This is a genomic window from Roseivirga seohaensis (assembly GCF_001592945.1).
Taxonomy (GTDB): Bacteria; Bacteroidota; Bacteroidia; order Cytophagales; family Cyclobacteriaceae; genus Roseivirga; species Roseivirga seohaensis.
Map to the genome: position 1 here is coordinate 12011 of NZ_LRPB01000014.1, position 18310 is coordinate 30320.

17 protein-coding genes are annotated in these 18310 nt (G+C 40.4%); 8 read left to right on the forward strand and 9 right to left on the reverse strand.

What is annotated here, in order from left to right:
- From rnc to ygiD, 4 genes are all read left to right on the forward strand, one after another.
- The gene (gene rnc / locus AWW67_RS06265; RefSeq protein ID WP_260311344.1) at nt 1-732 is read left to right on the forward strand and encodes a ribonuclease III; all 732 of its coding nucleotides are present in this window, start codon (nt 1-3) and stop codon (nt 730-732) included.
- Nucleotides 733-2568: an NAD(+) synthase gene (gene nadE / locus AWW67_RS06270; RefSeq protein ID WP_062300733.1), complete on the forward strand. Its 1836-nt coding sequence runs from the start codon at nt 733-735 to the stop codon at nt 2566-2568.
- A 5-nt stretch (nt 2569-2573) separates the two neighbouring features.
- On the forward strand, nt 2574-3011 hold the full coding sequence (locus AWW67_RS06275; RefSeq protein ID WP_062300734.1) for a GNAT family N-acetyltransferase: 438 nt from the start codon (nt 2574-2576) through the stop codon (nt 3009-3011).
- 69 nt (nt 3012-3080) lie between these two features.
- The gene (gene ygiD / locus AWW67_RS06280; protein ID WP_062300745.1) at nt 3081-3911 is read left to right on the forward strand and encodes a 4,5-DOPA-extradiol-dioxygenase; all 831 of its coding nucleotides are present in this window, start codon (nt 3081-3083) and stop codon (nt 3909-3911) included.
- Nucleotides 3912-3928: 17 nt separating this feature from the next.
- On the opposite strand, the gene AWW67_RS06285 is transcribed toward ygiD, so the two are convergent.
- Nucleotides 3929-4636 (reverse strand): hypothetical protein, encoded by a 708-nt coding sequence (locus AWW67_RS06285; RefSeq protein ID WP_062300735.1) that lies wholly within the window; start codon nt 4634-4636, stop codon nt 3929-3931.
- 272 nt (nt 4637-4908) lie between these two features.
- Between AWW67_RS06285 and AWW67_RS06290 the strand changes: the two genes are divergently transcribed.
- The gene (locus AWW67_RS06290) at nt 4909-6045 is read left to right on the forward strand and encodes a lycopene cyclase family protein (protein ID WP_062300736.1); all 1137 of its coding nucleotides are present in this window, start codon (nt 4909-4911) and stop codon (nt 6043-6045) included.
- A gap of 13 nt (nt 6046-6058) precedes the next feature.
- Here AWW67_RS06290 and AWW67_RS06295 read toward each other — a convergent pair whose 3' ends face one another.
- The 5 genes from AWW67_RS06295 to AWW67_RS06315 form a co-directional block, all read right to left on the reverse strand.
- A complete protein-coding gene (locus AWW67_RS06295; RefSeq protein ID WP_062300737.1) occupies nt 6059-7135 on the reverse strand; it encodes an anhydro-N-acetylmuramic acid kinase in 1077 nt (358 codons plus the stop codon).
- A 14-nt stretch (nt 7136-7149) separates the two neighbouring features.
- Entirely contained in the window at nt 7150-8463 is a 1314-nt protein-coding gene (locus AWW67_RS06300) for a NupC/NupG family nucleoside CNT transporter (protein ID WP_062300738.1), read from the reverse strand.
- A gap of 167 nt (nt 8464-8630) precedes the next feature.
- Complete coding sequence (locus AWW67_RS06305; protein ID WP_053222994.1) at nt 8631-9218, reverse strand: bifunctional nuclease family protein; 588 nt, start codon at nt 9216-9218, stop codon at nt 8631-8633.
- A gap of 12 nt (nt 9219-9230) precedes the next feature.
- Nucleotides 9231-10184 carry an electron transfer flavoprotein subunit alpha/FixB family protein gene (locus tag AWW67_RS06310; RefSeq protein WP_062300739.1) on the reverse strand — a complete coding sequence of 318 codons (954 nt, stop codon included), beginning with the start codon at nt 10182-10184 and terminating at the stop codon, nt 9231-9233.
- Nucleotides 10185-10203: 19 nt separating this feature from the next.
- Nucleotides 10204-10941 (reverse strand): electron transfer flavoprotein subunit beta/FixA family protein, encoded by a 738-nt coding sequence (locus tag AWW67_RS06315; protein WP_053223299.1) that lies wholly within the window; start codon nt 10939-10941, stop codon nt 10204-10206.
- A gap of 178 nt (nt 10942-11119) precedes the next feature.
- Here AWW67_RS06315 and AWW67_RS06320 point away from each other — a divergent pair, with 178 nt between their 5' ends.
- Nucleotides 11120-11443 carry a tetratricopeptide repeat protein gene (locus AWW67_RS06320; RefSeq protein ID WP_062300740.1) on the forward strand — a complete coding sequence of 108 codons (324 nt, stop codon included), beginning with the start codon at nt 11120-11122 and terminating at the stop codon, nt 11441-11443.
- Nucleotides 11444-11450: 7 nt separating this feature from the next.
- Nucleotides 11451-12236 (forward strand): energy transducer TonB, encoded by a 786-nt coding sequence (locus tag AWW67_RS06325; RefSeq protein ID WP_141655391.1) that lies wholly within the window; start codon nt 11451-11453, stop codon nt 12234-12236.
- Here AWW67_RS06325 and AWW67_RS06330 read toward each other — a convergent pair.
- From AWW67_RS06330 to AWW67_RS06340, 3 genes are read right to left on the reverse strand one after another with little or no spacing between them, the layout of a single operon-like run.
- Entirely contained in the window at nt 12229-13356 is a 1128-nt protein-coding gene (locus tag AWW67_RS06330; protein ID WP_176700002.1) for an NAD(P)/FAD-dependent oxidoreductase, read from the reverse strand. The two genes, AWW67_RS06325 and AWW67_RS06330, sit on opposite strands and share 8 nt — an antisense overlap.
- 2 nt (nt 13357-13358) lie before the next feature.
- The gene (locus AWW67_RS06335; RefSeq protein WP_062300743.1) at nt 13359-15533 is read right to left on the reverse strand and encodes a LodA/GoxA family CTQ-dependent oxidase; all 2175 of its coding nucleotides are present in this window, start codon (nt 15531-15533) and stop codon (nt 13359-13361) included.
- A 23-nt stretch (nt 15534-15556) separates the two neighbouring features.
- Complete coding sequence (locus AWW67_RS06340) at nt 15557-16912, reverse strand: hypothetical protein (RefSeq protein ID WP_062300744.1); 1356 nt, start codon at nt 16910-16912, stop codon at nt 15557-15559.
- Between the two features lie 296 nt (nt 16913-17208).
- Here AWW67_RS06340 and rlmF point away from each other — a divergent pair, with 296 nt between their 5' ends.
- Complete coding sequence (gene rlmF / locus AWW67_RS06345; RefSeq protein ID WP_062300746.1) at nt 17209-18237, forward strand: 23S rRNA (adenine(1618)-N(6))-methyltransferase RlmF; 1029 nt, start codon at nt 17209-17211, stop codon at nt 18235-18237.
- Nucleotides 18238-18310 lie beyond the last annotated feature (73 nt).

The following is an 18310-nucleotide window of genomic DNA, read 5'->3' on the forward strand; positions in this document are numbered from 1 at the left end:
GTGCGGTTGTGGTTAACCCAATTTAAAACCCTTTCAAAAGAAGATAAAAAGCTTATTGCCTCAATTAAAACAATTGTGGGCAGTAAGCCTTTTAATTTAAAACCTTACAAAATTGCGACCCAACACACATCTGTGGCCAAATCGGTAAAAGACGGAGTGAAAGAGTCGAACGAAAGGTTAGAGTACCTGGGCGATGCCGTTTTAGGGCTTGTAGTCGCTAATTACATCTTCAAAAAATACCCTTACAAAGACGAGGGTTTTCTTACCGAAATAAGATCTAGAATTGTAAGCAGAGACTCTTTAAACCTTCTCGCTCGAAAAATCGGAGTAAATCACATTGTTCAATTCGATACGAGAAGAAAAACCCCAAATTCACATAAATCCATATATGGCAATACATTAGAAGCTCTCATTGGCGCTGTCTATATTGATCAAGGCTTTAATCGCTCTCAAAAATTTATCGTCAACAAACTCCTCATTCCCCATTTCGATATTGAGGAAATTATCAGCACCACAAAAAACTATAAGAGCAAACTCATAGAATGGTCGCAGAAGAATGGGAAAACCACTAGCTTTGAACTGCTTGAAACCAAGGAAAAAACCCACTTTAAAGAGTTTGTAATTCAAGTTTTAATTGATGACGAACCAATAGCCAAGGGGCATGGTTTAAGCAAAAAGAAAGCAGAGCAAGATGCAGCCCGTGAGGCATGCATTTCACTTGAAATTGAATAAATGGGAATCTATCGCATTGGTACTGCCACAGTAAACCAAACCCCTCTCGACTGGACGAACAATATTCTTCAACTCAAAAAGGCTTTAAATGAAGCCCGGAATGAAGGAATTGAAATTTTATGTCTTCCTGAGCTATCGGTAACCTCTTATGGATGTGAAGACCTCTTTCTGAGTCATTGGCTTCCAGAAAAAGCCAAGTCCTTTCTTCCTGAACTTATTGCCGAAACCAAAGGCCTTTTCACCAGCTTCAACCTTCCCCTTTATTTTGGTGGTAAACTTTATAATTGTGCTGTAGTAGTTTACAACCAAGAAATTTTAGGCGTGTATGCCAAGCAGTATATGGCGCTTGACGGAGTACACTACGAACCTAGATGGTTTACTCCATGGCCAATTGGGGAAGTGCTGGAAATTGAAATAGGCGGAAAAAATTATCCTATCGGTGACCTTACTTTCGATTATAAAGATTGGAAAATTGGCTTCGAAATATGTGAAGATGCTTGGAGGGGTGTTGTACGCCCTGCACACAGACTTTGTGAAAAAGCAGTAAACCTAATACTCAACCCAAGTGCTAGCCACTTTGCAATGGAGAAAACTTTGCAACGAATTGACTTGGTTAAAAAATCTTCAACAGACTTTAAGTGCACTTATGTGTATGCCAATCTATTGGGGAACGAGGCTGGCAGAATGATTTATGATGGGGAAATGATGATTGCCCAAAATGGGGAACTCATTTTAAGGAATGAATTGCTTTCTTTCAAGCCACATCAGGTCATTTGGGCAGACGTAAACTCACAAGGAAACACGCAGCCACACAATGTTAGCCCAATAGACCCAAAGGAAATTGAGTTCCCTAAAGCCGCTGGTTTAGCATTGTATGATTATTTAAGAAAAAGCCGAAGCAATGGCTATGCGTTATCAATAAGTGGTGGAGCTGACTCGGCTACTTGTGCGGTACTGGTAGCTGAAATGGTAAAAAGAGCCATTGAAACTTTAGGAAAATCAGCGTTTCTGAAAAGCATTAACCGACTGGATTTAGAAGGAAAGAGTCAAAAAGAAATCGTTGGTGAAATTTTCGCCACAGCCTACCAAGGCTCGGTTAATTCATCGGATGATACGTTAAATGCGGCTCAAGAACTTGCTAATTCCATAGGAGCTGCTTTCTATCATTGGACAATCGACAAGGCTGTTGAGAATTATACTTCGACCATAGAAACGGCCATCGAGAGAAAATTGAATTGGGAAACTGACGACATCACGCTTCAGAATATTCAGGCCCGCTCCAGAAGCCCTATTATATGGATGCTCGCTAATATTAAGAATAGAGTGCTACTTACTACTTCGAACCGAAGTGAGGGCAGTGTGGGTTACGCCACGATGGATGGAGACACCAGCGGTAGCCTAGCTCCTATATCAAGTGTAGACAAAGTCTTTATCAGAAAGTGGTTAGTTTATGCAGAAGAACAATTGGGTTATACTGGTTTATCCAAGATTAATGCCCTAGCGCCAACAGCTGAACTAAGGCCAAAAGACCAGCATCAAACCGATGAGGATGATTTAATGCCTTACCCTATTTTGCTCGCCATTGAGCAATTGGCCATTCGAGATCATCAATCACCCAAAGAGGTTTTCGAAAAACTAAAAAAGAAAGAGCTTGAAGATGAAAATCTTTTAAAAGATCATATCATCAAGTTTTACAAACTATGGAGTAGAAACCAATGGAAAAGAGAGCGACTTGCCCCTGCGTTTCACTTAGATGAATTCAATGTGGACCCGCGTACTTGGTGCCGATTCCCGATTTTATCAGCTGGTTTTATAGAAGAGTTGAAAGAATTGTAGGGAAAATGGAGCTTAAAGTTGACTTTGTACAACCATACGAATTCCCTGCGATTGTTGATGTTTGGGAAGCTTCAGTTAGGGCTACTCACCATTTTCTGAAAAAAGAAGATATTCTCTATTTCAAACCTTTGATTCTAAATGAGTATTTAAAAGCTGTTGATTTACGCTGCGTTCGCGATAGCAACAATAACATAATTGGCTTTATTGGGGTTGCAGAACAAAACATTGAAATGCTTTTTATTCACCCAAACGCTCGTGGTAAAGGAATTGGGAAAATACTTGCCCAATATGCTATTAGAACACTTCATTCTTCCAAGGTAGATGTAAATGAAGACAACGAACAAGCTGTTGGATTCTACCAAAATATGGGTTTCAAAATCATTGGCCGCTCTGAACTCGATGGCACAGGCAAGCCCTACCCTATTTTACACATGGAATTATAATTGCCATTATCCATTGTGGTGGGTTTAAGTGAATTCATTTAGCTTTAATGATGTTAACACGGAATGGCAATGAAACTTAACGAACTCAGTAAAATTTCCTCATCTTTTTCCAATACAGAGAAAATGCCTGTACTCTTCCTTGGGCATGGAAACCCAATGAATGCCATTGAAGAAAATGAGTTCGTGGAAGGCTTTAGGAAAGTAGCCACAGAAATCCCTAAGCCTAATGCCATTCTCTGTATTTCAGCCCACTGGGAAACAAGCGGCACTTTTGTTACCGCCATGGGGTATCCTAAAACAATTCATGATTTTGGAGGCTTCCCAAAACAACTTTTTGAAGTGCAATACCCAGCCCCTGGAAGTCCAGCGCTGGCGGAAGAAACCAAAAGAATTGTTACAAAAACAGCCATTGGACTTGACCATGATTGGGGGCTCGACCATGGCGCTTGGAGTGTGATAAAACACCTATACCCCAACGCAGATGTGCCAGTGATTCAAATGAGTTTAGACTATAATCAGCCTCCTCAATACCACTATGACCTCGCGAAGCAGTTATCTGTACTAAGGCGAAAAGGTGTTCTGATTATTGGAAGCGGAAATATGGTTCATAATTTACGCTTAGTAGCTTGGAACCAAATTAATACCGTTGGCTATGCCCACGATTGGGCTTTGGAGGCCAAAGAAAAAATGAATGACTTTATTCTGAATGGCAACCACGATTCATTGATTAATTACAAGGCGAATGGACGAGCTTTTGAACTTTCAATTCCAACTCCTGAGCATTATCTCCCTTTACTTTACACCTTGGCATTGAAAGGTAAAAATGAGCCTGTATCACTGTTCAACGACAAGTCGATAGCTGGTTCTTTGACTATGACTTCAGTGAAAATTGGAGGATAAACCGGACTTCAGAACATCTATTCGTTACCAACCTCTTCCTCCTTTATCGCTTCCTCATTGTTCTTCTTGTCTTTCTTTTTCTCTTTAGGAGGTTTGGCTGCTTTGTCCTTCTTCTTAAACATACCAAAAACACCTTTCTTTTCAGTAGAAAGTGTATCTGCTGCTGCAGCGTCTTTCAAAGCCTTTTTATCCGCTACAGAATCTATTGGGTCTGGAGGAGGAAGAGGCTGAGGGAACAAATGACCGAACTTTTTATTGTAATTGAGCTGGTCAACATTATAGCCATTATAGCCTTCAGGAGTGGTTAAAATAGTTTCTGTAACCACCTTCTTTTTAGCCGCAGAATCTAAGGCCATCGTATCGTTTAGGGCTTGCACTTCCGTTTCAAGGGAATCAAGAATACCAATATGGATAAGCTCTGGCACTACAATGTCTAACTTGTAAAAGGGACGTTTCTTTAAAATTCGATCAAGGAGATATGGATTTTCTAAAACAGGTCTTTCGGGGCTAGACCAAATTCTGGCAATAAATGATGAGCGCTTTCGATTACTATACTCAAAGCCTTCCTTCTCCATAGAATACGCTCGTCCCTTTTGAACTCTAAATCCCTTACCTTCAGCAGCGGCATAAAAAGATTCATCTAATTCATCAGTTCTATCTTTTACAAAGCCATAAGGCATTTTTGGAATGGTATCGCCTTCAAAAACAGTAAATGGTGAAAACATCTGTTGGCGGTAATCATTGTCTAGAATTAGAGAAGTTTGATACGCAGGACATATTAACCTCTCTGTACATGAAAAGAGGACACTGCAAAGGCAGAGCAATATGATAGGTTTACAATTCATTAGTCCCTTAAAGGGTTTCCCAGATTTACTAATGTGCTGTTAGGCCTCAAACCTAACAATTTAATTTAATCCTTCAACAAAGAATCTACTCGGTCATTTTCCACGCTATAAATGACCAAAACATAGTTTTATACTTTAAGTTTACATAGTTAATGAAGCAATTCGATTATATAATAGCGGGAGGTGGAGCAGCGGGATTGACCCTCGCTTATTTGCTGTTGGCACACGAAAATAGTGAAAAAACCATACTTATTATCGATAAGGACGATAAATCGACAAATGATCGTACTTGGTGCTTCTGGGAAAAAGACGCAAATCTATTCGAAAACCTTGTTTGCAAACAGTGGAGCAAAGCTTCGTTTCATGGCCCCACTTACAGTCAAACATTTGCCCTTTCGCCCTACTCATACAAAATGATAAGAGGTAAGGATTTCTATGATTTCATGAAATTTGAGTTGAGTAAATTCAATAATCTTACTTGGCTTAAGGAAAATATTATTGAAATTGATCCTCAAGGAATTGTGAAAACAAGCACCGAAATCTATTCGGGAAATATGATTTTCAACAGCATTACAGGGCTGAAAGACTTCAATATTCCCCCCAAGCACGTACAGTTTTTACAGCATTTTAAAGGACGGTTTATACAAACTGACGAGCCTTACTTCGATGCCGAAGCAATGACCTACATGGATTTCAGAATAGATCAAAAAGGCGACTGCCGATTTGGTTATGTACTTCCATTTTCTCCAAATGAGGCCTTGGTGGAATACACCATTTTTAGTGAACAATTGCTTCAACCCGAAGCGTATGATTTAGGATTGGATGACTATCTCAACAATTTTCTAAAAATAGAGGATTACAAGGTTTTGGAAGAAGAGTTTGGTGTGATTCCGATGACTGACTTTCCTTTTCTAGCGAAGGATGGTAAAATTATCAACATTGGTATTAGTGGTGGTTTTGCAAAACCCTCCACTGGATATACTTTTTTGCGATCACAGCACATCTTAAAGAAGATGGCGAGTAATCTAGCCAAGCAAAAAGATCCGTTAGCAGATTTACCTCATCAGAAAAAGAGGTTTCTAAAATATGACAGTACATTGTTAAATGTATTGAAGAGTGGCCGACATTCTGGGGCTCAAATATTCTCTGACCTGTTTGAGAAAAACGGTGCGAAAGCCGTATTTAAATTTTTAGATGAGGAAACCAATCTAGCCGAAGAAATGAAAATAATGTCTTCTACCCCTATTTTGGCTTTTGGAAAAGCCTTCATAAAAACCTTCGGAAAGTAATTTTAAAGAGATTTTACCAAGGATAGAAAATTACACCAGAAGATGAATCTTTCGAAGCACCCGTTACAGAACTTAGGCAATTAATTTCTCTCTCACTTCTCAACACGCCCATAAAAGCAAAAACGATGGCTTCTTTAAAGTCGATTACTGAGGTTTCGGGAATTACTACTTCTATTGAATTGCCTAAATAATGCTGAATCATTTCTATGAGAAATAGATTCTTAGCTCCTCCGCCCGTCACCAACATTTTGCTATTCGTTGCTGCATAAGGCTTTAAGCTTTCACTAATCTGGAAAGCGATATGATGTACCGCTGTGTGCAATTGATCTTCAACATTCGCATGCGAATCATCAATCATAGGCATCATTTCATCTCTGAACCATTCATAGCCCAACGACTTTGGGAATGGCTGCTGATAAAAGCCTAATGCATTTAGCGCATTCCATAACGGTTTAACCAATTTACCAGAACGCGCCATTTTGCCCTCATCATCAAAACACTTTCCTGTTGATTTCAATATATAGCTTAACAACATATTAGCAGGCGAAATATCGAAGGCTTTCCTCATTCCATTGATTCGGAAGGAAGCGTTAGAAATACCGCCCAAATTCAAGCAGAAATCATAATCAGAGAAAAGGAGTTCATCGCCTATGGGTACCAAAGGCGCACCTTGTCCTCCGAGTGTTACATCGAGCGTACGGAAGTCGCAAATCACTTTTTGACCAGCAGCATTGGCCAATGTCTGTCCTGCTCCTATTTGGTATGTGAGTTCTTTGTCTATTTGGTGAAAAACGGTATGCCCGTGGCTGGAAACAAAATCAACTTCTAACTGATTATCGGCTATAAAAACCTTAGCCTGCTCACCCATCCACTTGCCAAATTCATTATTGAGCAGCAATAAATCTAAAGCAGAAAGCTCAATTGAGTGCTTAAGCTTCTCTTGAAAATCAGGAGAATATTCTATACAAGTAGATTTATTCAATGAAAAGCGCCATCGACCATTCTCTTTCCAAAAAGAGCAATAAGCCATGTCCAGTCCATCCAATGATGTGCCCGACATCAAACCTAAAACATGATAGGTTTCTTTCATCTCAGTATTTGAAATTAGCCAAACAGCGCACCTGCAATTGTTGCGGTCATCATGGTGGCCAAGGTTGCGGCCATTAATGCCTTAACTCCCAGCCTCGATAAATCTCCTTGACGATTTGGCGCTAAACCACCAATACCTCCAATTTGAATTGCGATGGATGAGAAGTTCGCAAAACCACAAAGCGCGTAAGTGGCGATAATTATGGATTTCTCACTAAGATCACCAGCAGCCTTCATATCGGCCAAACTTAAATAAGCCACAAACTCGTTGATTACGGTTTTCTGACCAATCAAGCTTCCTACTTGCAGGGTTTCAGACCATTCTACCCCCATTATAAAAGCAAACACCCTAAAAACCTGACCCAATATGTACTCAAGGCTAAAACCACTGAACACACCGTTTGTGCTTGAAACCACATATGTATTTAAACCTGTCCAAGCACCAATTCCGTCTACCAAAACCCAGTTAAGGGAATAGATTACTGCGATAAAAGCGAGCAGCATAGCAGCGATGTTCATCGCCAATTTCATTCCGTCCGATGCGCCACCAGCCAGGGCATCAATCACGTTAACACCAATCTGATCTTTATTCACTTTCAATCGAGAATCGATCTTTTCTGGCTCTAATTCTGGCAAGAATATTTTAGACATTACAATGGCCGCAGGGGCATTCATAATAGATGCACTCAAAAGATAGGTGGCAAACTTGGCTTGTTGGGCTGGATCTCCTCCTCCCAAAAAGGACACATAAGCTCCCAATACTGATCCAGCAATAGTAGCCATTCCGCCTGTCATTAAGCAGAGCAATTCAGAGTTGGTCATTTTACCGATAAAAGGCTTTACCAAAAGCGGAGCTTCGGTTTGACCTAGAAAGATATTTCCGGCAGCAGACATTGATTCAGCACCTGACAAACGCATAGTTTTGGCCATGATCCATGCAAAACCATAAACGATTTTTTGAAGGATTCCCAAGTAATATAGACCTGCTGTAACCGCAGAAAAGAAGATTACAGTGGGCAAAGCTTGAAAGACAAAGAGAAAACCCAAACTGTGATTTACGCCTTCTGTAGCACTGCTATTTTTTGCCAAATCACCATACAAAAATTCAGCACCATTAAGCGAAAAGCCCAAAAAAGTAACAAAAGCTTGACTCACTTTATCGAATGCCAATTGAATAAAGCCTACTTCTGAAATAAGCAGCGCAATTACTAATTGTATAACGACTCCAACCCCTACTAATCTCCAATCAACCTTCTTTCTTCTGCTTGATAGTAAATAGGCAATTCCTATTAACACTATCAATCCAATTACTCCTCTTACAATGGCCATGATTAACTGCTCACATGTGAATTTCTGATATTAAAAAAGTGACTTAAAAACCACTCCATTGTGACCTCGAAAGAATTACTCAAGAGATCAGCCTGTTAAAGTTAACAGAACTTATTAAACACAATAAAGCCCTTCCGATTTTATTCAGAAAGGCTTTATATATTTTACTAGCTTCTTCTATTCATTTCATCCCTAATCTTAGCCGCCTTTTCGTAATCTTCATTACCCAAGGCTTCATCCAGCATTTGCTGAAGCTTATCTAAGGTGAAATCTTGCAATCGATCTCCTTTTGGCTTTTCTACAACCGGAGCGTCTTCCATGTCCTCGGCTACTTCTTCCTCATCAGTAAGTATGATTCCGGCTTCTGAAAGCACAGTTTCATAAGTATAGAAAGGAACATCGAATCGGATTCCAATGGCAATGGCATCAGAGGGTCTTGCATCAATATCGATGGTTTTGATACCATCGGTACAAACGATTTTGGCAAAAAACACTCCTTCTTTTAAATCGGATATGATTATATGTTCGACACTAAAGCCAAAACCATTAGCGAATGATTTAAATAAATCATGCGTCATTGGGCGGTTAGGAACAATCTTTTCAATTTCCAGCGCAATGGCTTGGGCCTCGAACATCCCGATAATAATGGGCAATCTTCTTTCGCCTTCCACTTCACCGAGCACAAGTGCGAAAGAGCCAGAAGTTTGCGACTGACTGGAGGAAAGACCCAGGATTTCGATTTGTATTTTTTTCAAAATAGTAGAAAACTAGGCTAAAGCTTTTTTAAGGGCTTCGTTCAACTTAGGCAATACTTCAAAAGCATCACCAACAATACCATAATCAGCAGCTTTGAAAAACGGTGCTTCTTCATCTTTGTTGATTACAACAATGTATTTTGAAGAGTTAACACCAGCCAAATGCTGAATAGCGCCAGAAATACCTACCGCGATATACAATGAAGGACTCACTTTTACACCTGTTTGACCAACGTGCTCATGGTGAGGTCTCCAGTCCATATCCGAAACTGGTTTTGAACAGCCTGTAGCTGCGCCAAGCGTTTTCGCCAAGTCTTCAATAATACCCCAGTTTTCAGGGCCTTTTAATCCTCGACCACCAGATACTACGATATCTGCTTCAGGCAACAATACATCACCCTCTGCTTTTTCGGAAGAAGTGATTTTTGCACCGAATAATGCGTCATCGAGCGCCACATCAAAAGCCTCTACTGAAGCTGCTGCTCCATCTGTTTTTAGCTCAATCGCATTTTTCTTTATGGCTAATATTTTCTTGTCGGTAGTTAAAGTAGTGTTTACAAAAGCCTTACCTGTGTAAATGCTTTGTTTCACTACAAAACCGCTATCCGTTTTTGGTAATTCAGATACATTGGAAGCTAGCGCAGCGCCTAATTTTACTGAAACTCTACCTACAACGGCATCTGCTAATGATGATTTTGCGGTTACCAATACTTCGGCACCAGTACTTTCAAATGCTTTGGCAATTACTTCTGTATATGGCTGAATCAAACCCGCATTAAGTTTTTCATCAGCAGCATGTAATACCTTAGTGGCACCATTTACTCCGGCTGAAGCCAATTCTTCGTTCGATACCGAACCTAAAGCAATGGCGGTTACTTCCCCAATCGCAGCTCCATATGAAATGGCCTCTCTTGAGGATTTCTTAATTTTTCCGTCTTCTGTTTCTATAAATACTAAAACTGACATGTTCTGTGCTTTTGGAGATTTAAATTACTTTCGCTTCGTTTTTGAGTAGGTTCACCAACTCTTCCACATTGTCTGCATCAATCATTTTCACCGCTCCTTTTGGTGCTGGCAATTCATATTGAGCAATCTCAGTAAGTTTTGTATTGTCGGTAGGCTCTACCACATTCAATGGCTTAGTTCTGGCCGACATTATACCGCGCATGTTAGGGATTTTCCATTCTGCGATAGGCTCTTGGCAACCTGCAACGAAAGGCAAATTCACTTCTAGCTTTTCTTTTCCTCCTTCGATTTCACGGGTGATTTTAGCCGTATTTCCCTCCATTTCTAACACCATTACTGGAGAGAATGAAGGCAAGCCTAGCATTTCGCCAACCATACCGTGTACCATGCCACCGTTAAAATCGATCGACTCTCGGCCCATCAAAATCAAATCATATTCACCTTGTTTTGCAACATCGGCAATTTGCTTGGCAACGAAATAAGAATCAGAAGGGAATGCGTTTACTCTTATGGCTTCATCGGCTCCAATGGCCAATGCTTTTCTCAAAGTTGGTTCAGTTTCAGCTTCTCCAACATTTAAAACGGTTACTTTACCTCCATTGGCTTCCTTCAACTCTACCGCTCTGGCAAGTGCGTAATCATCGTATGGGCCGATGATAAATTGTACACCATTCTTATCGAACTTGGTATTGTTTTCTGTGAAAGCGATGCGCGAAGTAGTATCAGGTACGTGAGTGATACAAACGAGTATATTCATGCTTGCTTTATGATTTTTTGAATAATGAATTTCTACAATAAACCCCTCATTTGGCCTTGTGTTCAACTTTAAGTTAAAAAGTCCTTTATTTGAGGGAAACGATATAAAAAGAAGGCTTAAACCTTAAATTTGCCCCGAAGATAGTCAATAATGAAGTAAATAAAAATCAATGTAAACGATGAACGAACAGAGATTGAGCATGTTAAAAAAGTTTGCAGCAGAAGAACCCAACGACCCGTTTAACTGGTACGCTTTGGCCAATGAATATTTGAATGAATCACCCGAAAAAGCCAAAGAATATTTTGACAAGCTGCTTTCAGAATTCCCTGACTACCTCCCCACTTATTATCATGCAGCCCAAGTGTACATCGACTTAATGGAAGATGAAAAAGCCTTAAGCATTTACGCTCAGGGAATTGCTTTGGCTCAAAAACAACAGAATTCAAAAGCACAACGTGAGCTGAGTGCTGCTCACCAAAATTTATTATTCGAAATGGATTAATTCAGCTTTGAATAATCTGATCAGCCTGTTACATTTAGAGGGAATTTTTAATGCCTTTCAAATGATTCGAGCTACACTCTGTTTACTCTCATTCCTTCTATGCTTCAGTGCATTTTCTCAAAAAATAGATACCGCCTATTTTGATAAAAAAAATAAGGAAGTTGCTAAAAATGATGTATCGGTATTTCGGTATGACGTCACCTCCACGAAAGGTAAAAGTAGTTCTATTCATAAATACTTAAAGGACGGTACTTTAATAGAAACTCTAAACTTGGTTAAAGACGAGAGGCATGGTGATTATTATGTTTTTAACCTTGAAGACTCATCTCAAACTACAGGGCAATATAAAAATGGTGTAAAAGTTGGCGAATGGATAATAGAAGACGTTAAAAACGGCCACTCCTTTATTGAGGTTTATGACAAGAAAGGACTTTTAACTAATAAGGATGCTACTTTATCAACTGACAACAGGATTTATGCGACAGCCGACCTTGACATACCGCCCGATTACACCACAGGCCAAAATGGTTGGAACAAACACCTTTTAATGAATTTAAAATACCCTAGAGAGGCAGCGATAAATGGAACCAGTGGAGATGTTAATCTAAGACTAACAATTTTGAGCGATGGCAGAATAGTTAAAGCGGAAGTTCAAAACGACAAAGTCAATAAACACCTAGCCAAAGAAGCTATTCGTGTAGCTCTACTCTCTGAAGATTGGAACCCTGGAATAAAAGACGGCAAAGCAGTTAACTGCTTTATGGATATAAAAATAGTTTTTAGAACTAATTAGCACCCACTGCACTAACTAAACCATGCATCTCCCTCCAAAACTCGCTTTGAGGCCAGCGTTGTTCTAAGCTGTAAAAATGTTGACGGGCTTCTTTGTATTGTTCGTACTGATGCAAAACTTCCTTTTCAAAGTATGGAAGAGCTTCGTTAGCCCCATTTTTACAATGCGCGATAATTTCTGCCGCACGCATGCCTTGCGTTATAGATTTGATGATACCTTGGGAAGTAATCGGGTCGTAAGCCGATGCGGCATCTCCTATGGCCATCCAGTTTTCGCCTACAATATGATCTAAGCAGAAAGACTGCGCAGGAAAACCGAGTAACTTCTGATCAATCGGTTCCATTTGGGCAATCCATTGATGCGTATTTGGAGATTGTTGTAAAAGTTGAATCCAGTTTTTAAGGTCGTTCAGACCTAACTTCTTTACTGTTTCAGCATTGGTGTAAAGCGTAACGAGTAATTGCTCATTCGGAATTCTGGCGGCATACCACCAACCGTTTTCCACCGATTCTAAATGCGTGAGTTTAGACACTTCGCGAAGCCCCTTATTTTTGAACCTTAAAGCCAAACACACCAAAGGTGTTTCGTGCTGCTTATTACTCCCTTGATCGGTAGCAAAAACGCTGCGCACACCAGAAGCGTCTACTACAAAATCAGCTTCTATTGAATCAATTTCACCAAATTCATTTTTCAGACTGAGTTGATAACCGTGCTCAGTTTTTGCACTACTCTGATAACTGTGCCCCGACAAAACTTTAGCACCACGTTCAACAGCCTCATTTACTAAAAATTGATTGAATTTGGCGCGGTCTAAATGCCAACCATGCCCGAACGGACTTAAAATACTATCGTTATAACCTCGCTTTTCACTTCCCCAATAAGAACAACTTCCAAAACAAGGTTCATGGCCTTGAGTCTGAAAAGCGTCAGCAACACCCAATTCACGCAGAATTGGATTCATCTCAGGCGGAATACTTTCACCAATATGAAACTTGCCTGTTTTCGAAGTATCTACCAAAGTGACATTTGCTATGCCTACATTTAAAATAGCAATGGCGCAGGAACACCCTGCGGGTCCTGCGCCAATTATTGCCACATTATAGTTGGGAACTATATCCAAAATTAATTTTTAGGAGGGTACACTTCGTCATCGACAACATTTGGCCAGAAAACGACCAAGTTACTGTCATCTTTATCGAAAAGGCTTTCCACCTCCAAGTAATAATCCTTATTAAAACCATCAGGATAACCATCAATGGCTGGCCCCTGCATAATCGTACCGATTTTCACCCATTCCGTAAGAATATTTCTACGGTTCTGATAACGACCTACATTCATTGCAGCGGTATCGAAACCTGATGAAGCTGGGCAACCCGGAGTCGATAAATTCTCCTGCGCTGCAGTACCTTCTCCACGAACTGAAAAACGCTGTTTCGTAGATTTGATATCGCCATTATTGGCAGATAAATCATTGAAAGTATATACAGCTACCGGTCGTTGCGCTGGCCAAGACCAGAACAAAGTAGTATTCACCGTTCCGCTATACACGTTCTTTTCGGTAATATCTCCGCCTGGATTTGGCGCTGGCGTATGCGTAGCACAAGAGTTATAATCGGTGTGCCAAGGAATAGCCATAAACTTACACAAGTCACCTGGCTGAACAGGGTCTGGCCTTAAAGGCGTATAGCCTACTCCCAAAAAGGGCTGATCTTTAGTGGCCGATGCATAATTCAATTCTTCGGCATTAATTCTAAAAGGCCCGATTGCTGGGTTCTGCCAGTCTTTATTATATAAATCTGGGTCACGAACAATAAAAGTCAAATCAATTCCAGGGCTAAAACGACCACCGAGGCAATTCACCAAAATCGTTTTATCGAGTTGCTCGCCTTCGCCTATTGGTAGGGCACTTGCCCCCACACTCATTCCTTTATTCCATTGTTCCATAAAGAAATATTGCTGACGCGATACGGTTAAAAAAGCCTGATTGGCATCTCCTAGTGACAAAGGCATTAATGGTGCTCCGTTGTTATTCTGGCTACCATCTGGGTTTCGAATAAACTTCATCATATCGAAAGGCGGCTTTTGCTCGGTCAATAGCTTCACCCTTTCATGTGCCGAAATGGCCTGATCTGGTAAATTCGTATTCCACATTTGCATGTGTGCCGAATTCAAGGTTGGGAATATATCATCTTGGAAGTAAGGCTTGTATTCGGGGTTATATTTTCCATTGCTAAACACCTCTGGCTGAAGGTTGAAATTCTCTAACCAAGTGTTATAAACATCATCCCAAAGATTTACCACATTCAGAGTTTGAGGTGCATAAGCAGGATCGGTAACCACTGCCCAAGCACTCCCTTCAATCGCCTGTTGCGTTCCATCTTCAAAAACCAAAACTGCAGTTACAGGTCCGTCAGAAGTATCATCTAACCAATTATCGTTATCTACATCTTTACACAGCGGTTGACTTGCATCAAAATTACCTTGATTATCGAAAGCACAAGCCAAACCATGCCCGCCTAAAACCAAAAGCCTACCATTGGGCTCAGTAATAATTTCCCCCAAATAACTAATCGGATCGCTTCCATTCGATCCACTTCCATTAGTTGCAGGAAACTGAATTGGATAGTTGGGCTGATTGGTAATTGCCCCCAAACTCTGATCGTAATAACTGGCCTGAGTTGTGTTATCAAATTTTATAGGCGTAGTTCCTTGACTTGCCTTTATTGCACGAGGCCCAGCATCGATCACCAGTTTCTTTAAACGGTCGGTATCTGCTGGATTTACCGTATAAGGGTTTTGAGGTGAAGTGCTATCAAAATCTGGGTTTCTCAATGGCGGTGTACTCACCGTCATGGTTTTCCCATCTACCGTTACTTCATGTGGTTTATAAAGTTCAATACCCAGATTGGCGTCTTCATCAATTTCCCAACAATTGGCTTTTTTATTTGCCAAATGAGCGGTCCAAATAATGTCTTTGACTTTTTTACCGTCTACAGTAGACCCAATCAACACTTCTTCTCCTCCTTGAGTTGGGAAGGTAAGTTTATCACCTTCATTAGGATATTGAAATATCTTAAAACGAGCGGCCTGCCTTTTCAACCTACCTTGTGCATCGCGCAAATCACCACTGGTAATGGTAGTGTTTTCGGTGCCTGGTTTTATTGGAAGCCCACCAGTAAGCGCTTGCCCCTCTTGCGGAGATGCGGCCATAGTTTCTGGCCCTAAATAATATTCTGTACTATTTCCAACTCTGGCCATGCCAATAGCTGGATGTATTCTTAAGCTTGAATTTGCCATTTTATTTTTATGGTTAGGTTGAATTAATTAGAACGCTTTACTTCGCCACCGCCTTGGTAATTCTTTAAAAGAATATGACTGGTATTGGCATTTTTACCTGGCAGCACCTTAGTAGAGAGCGGTACATTTGTAACAGGGAATGTGTTGTGACAGCTGAAGCAACTGTTTTGAGAGCGCACTTTTTGCGTAAACGTTTCAATAGTAGCGTTGGAGAGGGTTAACGAACCTGTCACCATAGTTGAATCTACATTCGGATTCCAATCTGGCTTTAGCACTCCTTTTTCGGTATTGAACCATACAGCACCTACCTCAAAGTAATTCTCCCAAATCGAGCCTTCCTTTTTTAATTGGTCTTTCGCATTTGCATTTAGGTGATCGATATTACCACGATTGGTAGAGCTTCCTCCACCTTGCGCATACTGACGTGCCACTTGAGTTACTGGCGTAAGTGTCTGCTTACTTTCATCTACAAACTCTAGTATTTCAGCATTATTCGCATTGGTTTTTCTGGCTGTAGTATTGGCAGTATATAGCAACCAATTCTTATCCGATACTGGGTCGTTCATGCCTTGCACCACTACACCGCTTGCATCTTCTTTAAAGTTTGGCGCATTGCCATCAAATTCGAAAGTGGCCCAAATAAATTCTGGATGCCCCTCTACTACAACAGCGATGTGTAAACCTATTAAAGCTACTTCTACATCTTTCTGAATTTGCGGATTATCTTCAGGAATTCTAGGCTCACCATCCACCATCGTCAATAGTTGAATATCGGCTTTGGTGGTGTACAAATTACTCACATCTTCTCCTGGCTGCACCAATTTCCAGTTGGCTTTTAACGACATTGAACCTACCGGAAAATCAGCAGTTGCGTCAAAATCAACAAATACTTCAGGGTCATACAGCTTATTTTCAAGCACCCAATCACGATAAATGTCATTGATCATAATGTTGCTGTACACTGCTCTTCCATGCTGATCGATTAAAATCCCCTTAGAAAGTGCCTGTTCCACAATATCTAGCACCTGATAGGTGTCATCTTTAGTTTCTGGATGAATGGCATTACTGGTATAGAGGTTCTCAAAGCGTAGCTTCCCATTTACTTCTTCTGTCAGCCATAGAAAGTACTGCCAAGAAATTAAGTGAAAATCACAGTTAGTGACGTCATCTCCTTGAGGGAAGTTTTGCGGTTGTGGCGTAGGGACAGTCCCATTAAACCATTCAGGAGGTGCAACACAGTTACCGTCCACTCCATTGATTCCGCCCGAATTCGAAGCGGCCACTGCCAAAGTTTCTGTTTTCTCCTTGGGTGAAGAATTACAAGCCACCAAGCAGGTAACTAGTAAAAGGAAAAAGCATTGATTTACGATGTTTTTCATAGTTTAAAAATTTAGGTTGATTAATTGATTTTTTCAACGGCAAGTATTATCCATTCACAATTTCAATAATTTTAGGAATAGAAAGTTTACCAAAATATTACCCTTATATATTCTATGTAGGTAATTAATAACTGATTTAAAAAATTATAACTAAAACATGTGTTGATATACTTTTTAAAGTTATAAAATAATTAACCAAAAATCAGAGCCATCTCTGAGTTATTTTTCGATTTGTTATAGAATAGGTGCTTTTCCGTTTTGAACAGTACCTTTGCCTTTGATAAACTCATATGGATATGTCTGAAAGAAGAGAAAGGAAAAGACCTAATAAAAAATCGAGTAAAGACAATACTCCTGCAACCAAGCCAAAGCTTCACCCCAGAAACAAACATAGAGGCCGCTATGACTTACCTCAGCTTATGAAGGGAACCCCTGAATTAGGCAACTTCGTTCAACCCAATAAGTATGGAGACGATTCCATTGATTTCGTCAACCCAGCAGCGGTAAAGGCACTGAACAAAGCTTTATTGAAACATCATTACAAATTAGAGTTCTGGGATATTCCCGAAGACTATTTATGCCCGCCAATACCAGGAAGGGCCGATTACATTCACCATATGGCTGATGTGCTCTGCGCTAGCAATTACGGAAAAATACCTACTGGCAATAAAGTAACTGGCATTGATGTGGGCGTTGGTGCCAACTGCGTTTACCCCATTATTGGCGCGCAAGAATACGGCTGGCCCTTTATTGGTACCGACATTGATTCTGTTTCTCTTAAATCTGCTCAGTCTATTATAGACCAGAACCCCAACTTGGCGGGAAAAATAGAATTGAGAAGACAGCCCGAGCCAAAGGATATTTTCTACGACATTTTGAGAAAAGAAGACCGTGTTGACTTTACAATATGCAACCCTCCTTTTCATCGTTCGCCTGAAGAAGCCAAAGAAAGTGCTTCGCGAAAAGTGAACAACTTGGCCAAGAAAAAAGTAGCCGACCCTGTGTTGAATTTTGGGGGAAGAAGTAAAGAGCTTTGGTGCGATGGCGGAGAACGAAAGTTTATTCAAACTATGATTCGAGAAAGCAAAAATTTTGGCGAATCATGCTATTGGTTTTCCAGCTTGGTTTCAAAGTCTTCGAACTTGCCTGTAATTCTAGATTCCTTAGAAAAAGCAGAAGCAGTTGAAGTAAAAACCATCCCTATGGGGCAAGGCAACAAAAGTAGCCGCATTGTAGCATGGACCTTCCTTAGCCCTGCGCAACAAAAAGAATGGAAAAACACGAGGTGGAAAGAGAAACAAGCCTCAACCAAAACACCAGAGTAGATGTAAATGGTTAAAACCATTACACAAAGATATTCAAAAACATAGCATTCCATTATCATAGCCCACGGTTTAA

Excerpts from the sequence above, each read along its gene's own strand:
- nadE (WP_062300733.1), top strand. The coding sequence starts at position 733 with ATGGGAATCTATCGCATTGGTACTGCCACAGTAAACCAAACCCCTCTC.
- AWW67_RS06275 (WP_062300734.1), top strand. The coding sequence starts at position 2,574 with ATGGAGCTTAAAGTTGACTTTGTACAACCATACGAATTCCCTGCGATT.
- ygiD (WP_062300745.1), top strand. The coding sequence starts at position 3,081 with ATGAAACTTAACGAACTCAGTAAAATTTCCTCATCTTTTTCCAATACA.
- AWW67_RS06285 (WP_062300735.1), bottom strand. The coding sequence starts at position 4,636 with ATGTTTTCACCATTTACTGTTTTTGAAGGCGATACCATTCCAAAAATG.
- AWW67_RS06290 (WP_062300736.1), top strand. The coding sequence starts at position 4,909 with ATGAAGCAATTCGATTATATAATAGCGGGAGGTGGAGCAGCGGGATTG.
- AWW67_RS06295 (WP_062300737.1), bottom strand. The coding sequence starts at position 7,135 with ATGAAAGAAACCTATCATGTTTTAGGTTTGATGTCGGGCACATCATTG.
- AWW67_RS06300 (WP_062300738.1), bottom strand. The coding sequence starts at position 8,463 with ATGGCCATTGTAAGAGGAGTAATTGGATTGATAGTGTTAATAGGAATT.
- AWW67_RS06310 (WP_062300739.1), bottom strand. The coding sequence starts at position 10,184 with ATGTCAGTTTTAGTATTTATAGAAACAGAAGACGGAAAAATTAAGAAA.
- AWW67_RS06315 (WP_053223299.1), bottom strand. The coding sequence starts at position 10,941 with ATGAATATACTCGTTTGTATCACTCACGTACCTGATACTACTTCGCGC.
- AWW67_RS06320 (WP_062300740.1), top strand. The coding sequence starts at position 11,120 with ATGAACGAACAGAGATTGAGCATGTTAAAAAAGTTTGCAGCAGAAGAA.
- AWW67_RS06335 (WP_062300743.1), bottom strand. The coding sequence starts at position 15,533 with ATGGCAAATTCAAGCTTAAGAATACATCCAGCTATTGGCATGGCCAGA.
- AWW67_RS06340 (WP_062300744.1), bottom strand. The coding sequence starts at position 16,912 with ATGAAAAACATCGTAAATCAATGCTTTTTCCTTTTACTAGTTACCTGC.
- rlmF (WP_062300746.1), top strand. The coding sequence starts at position 17,209 with ATGTCTGAAAGAAGAGAAAGGAAAAGACCTAATAAAAAATCGAGTAAA.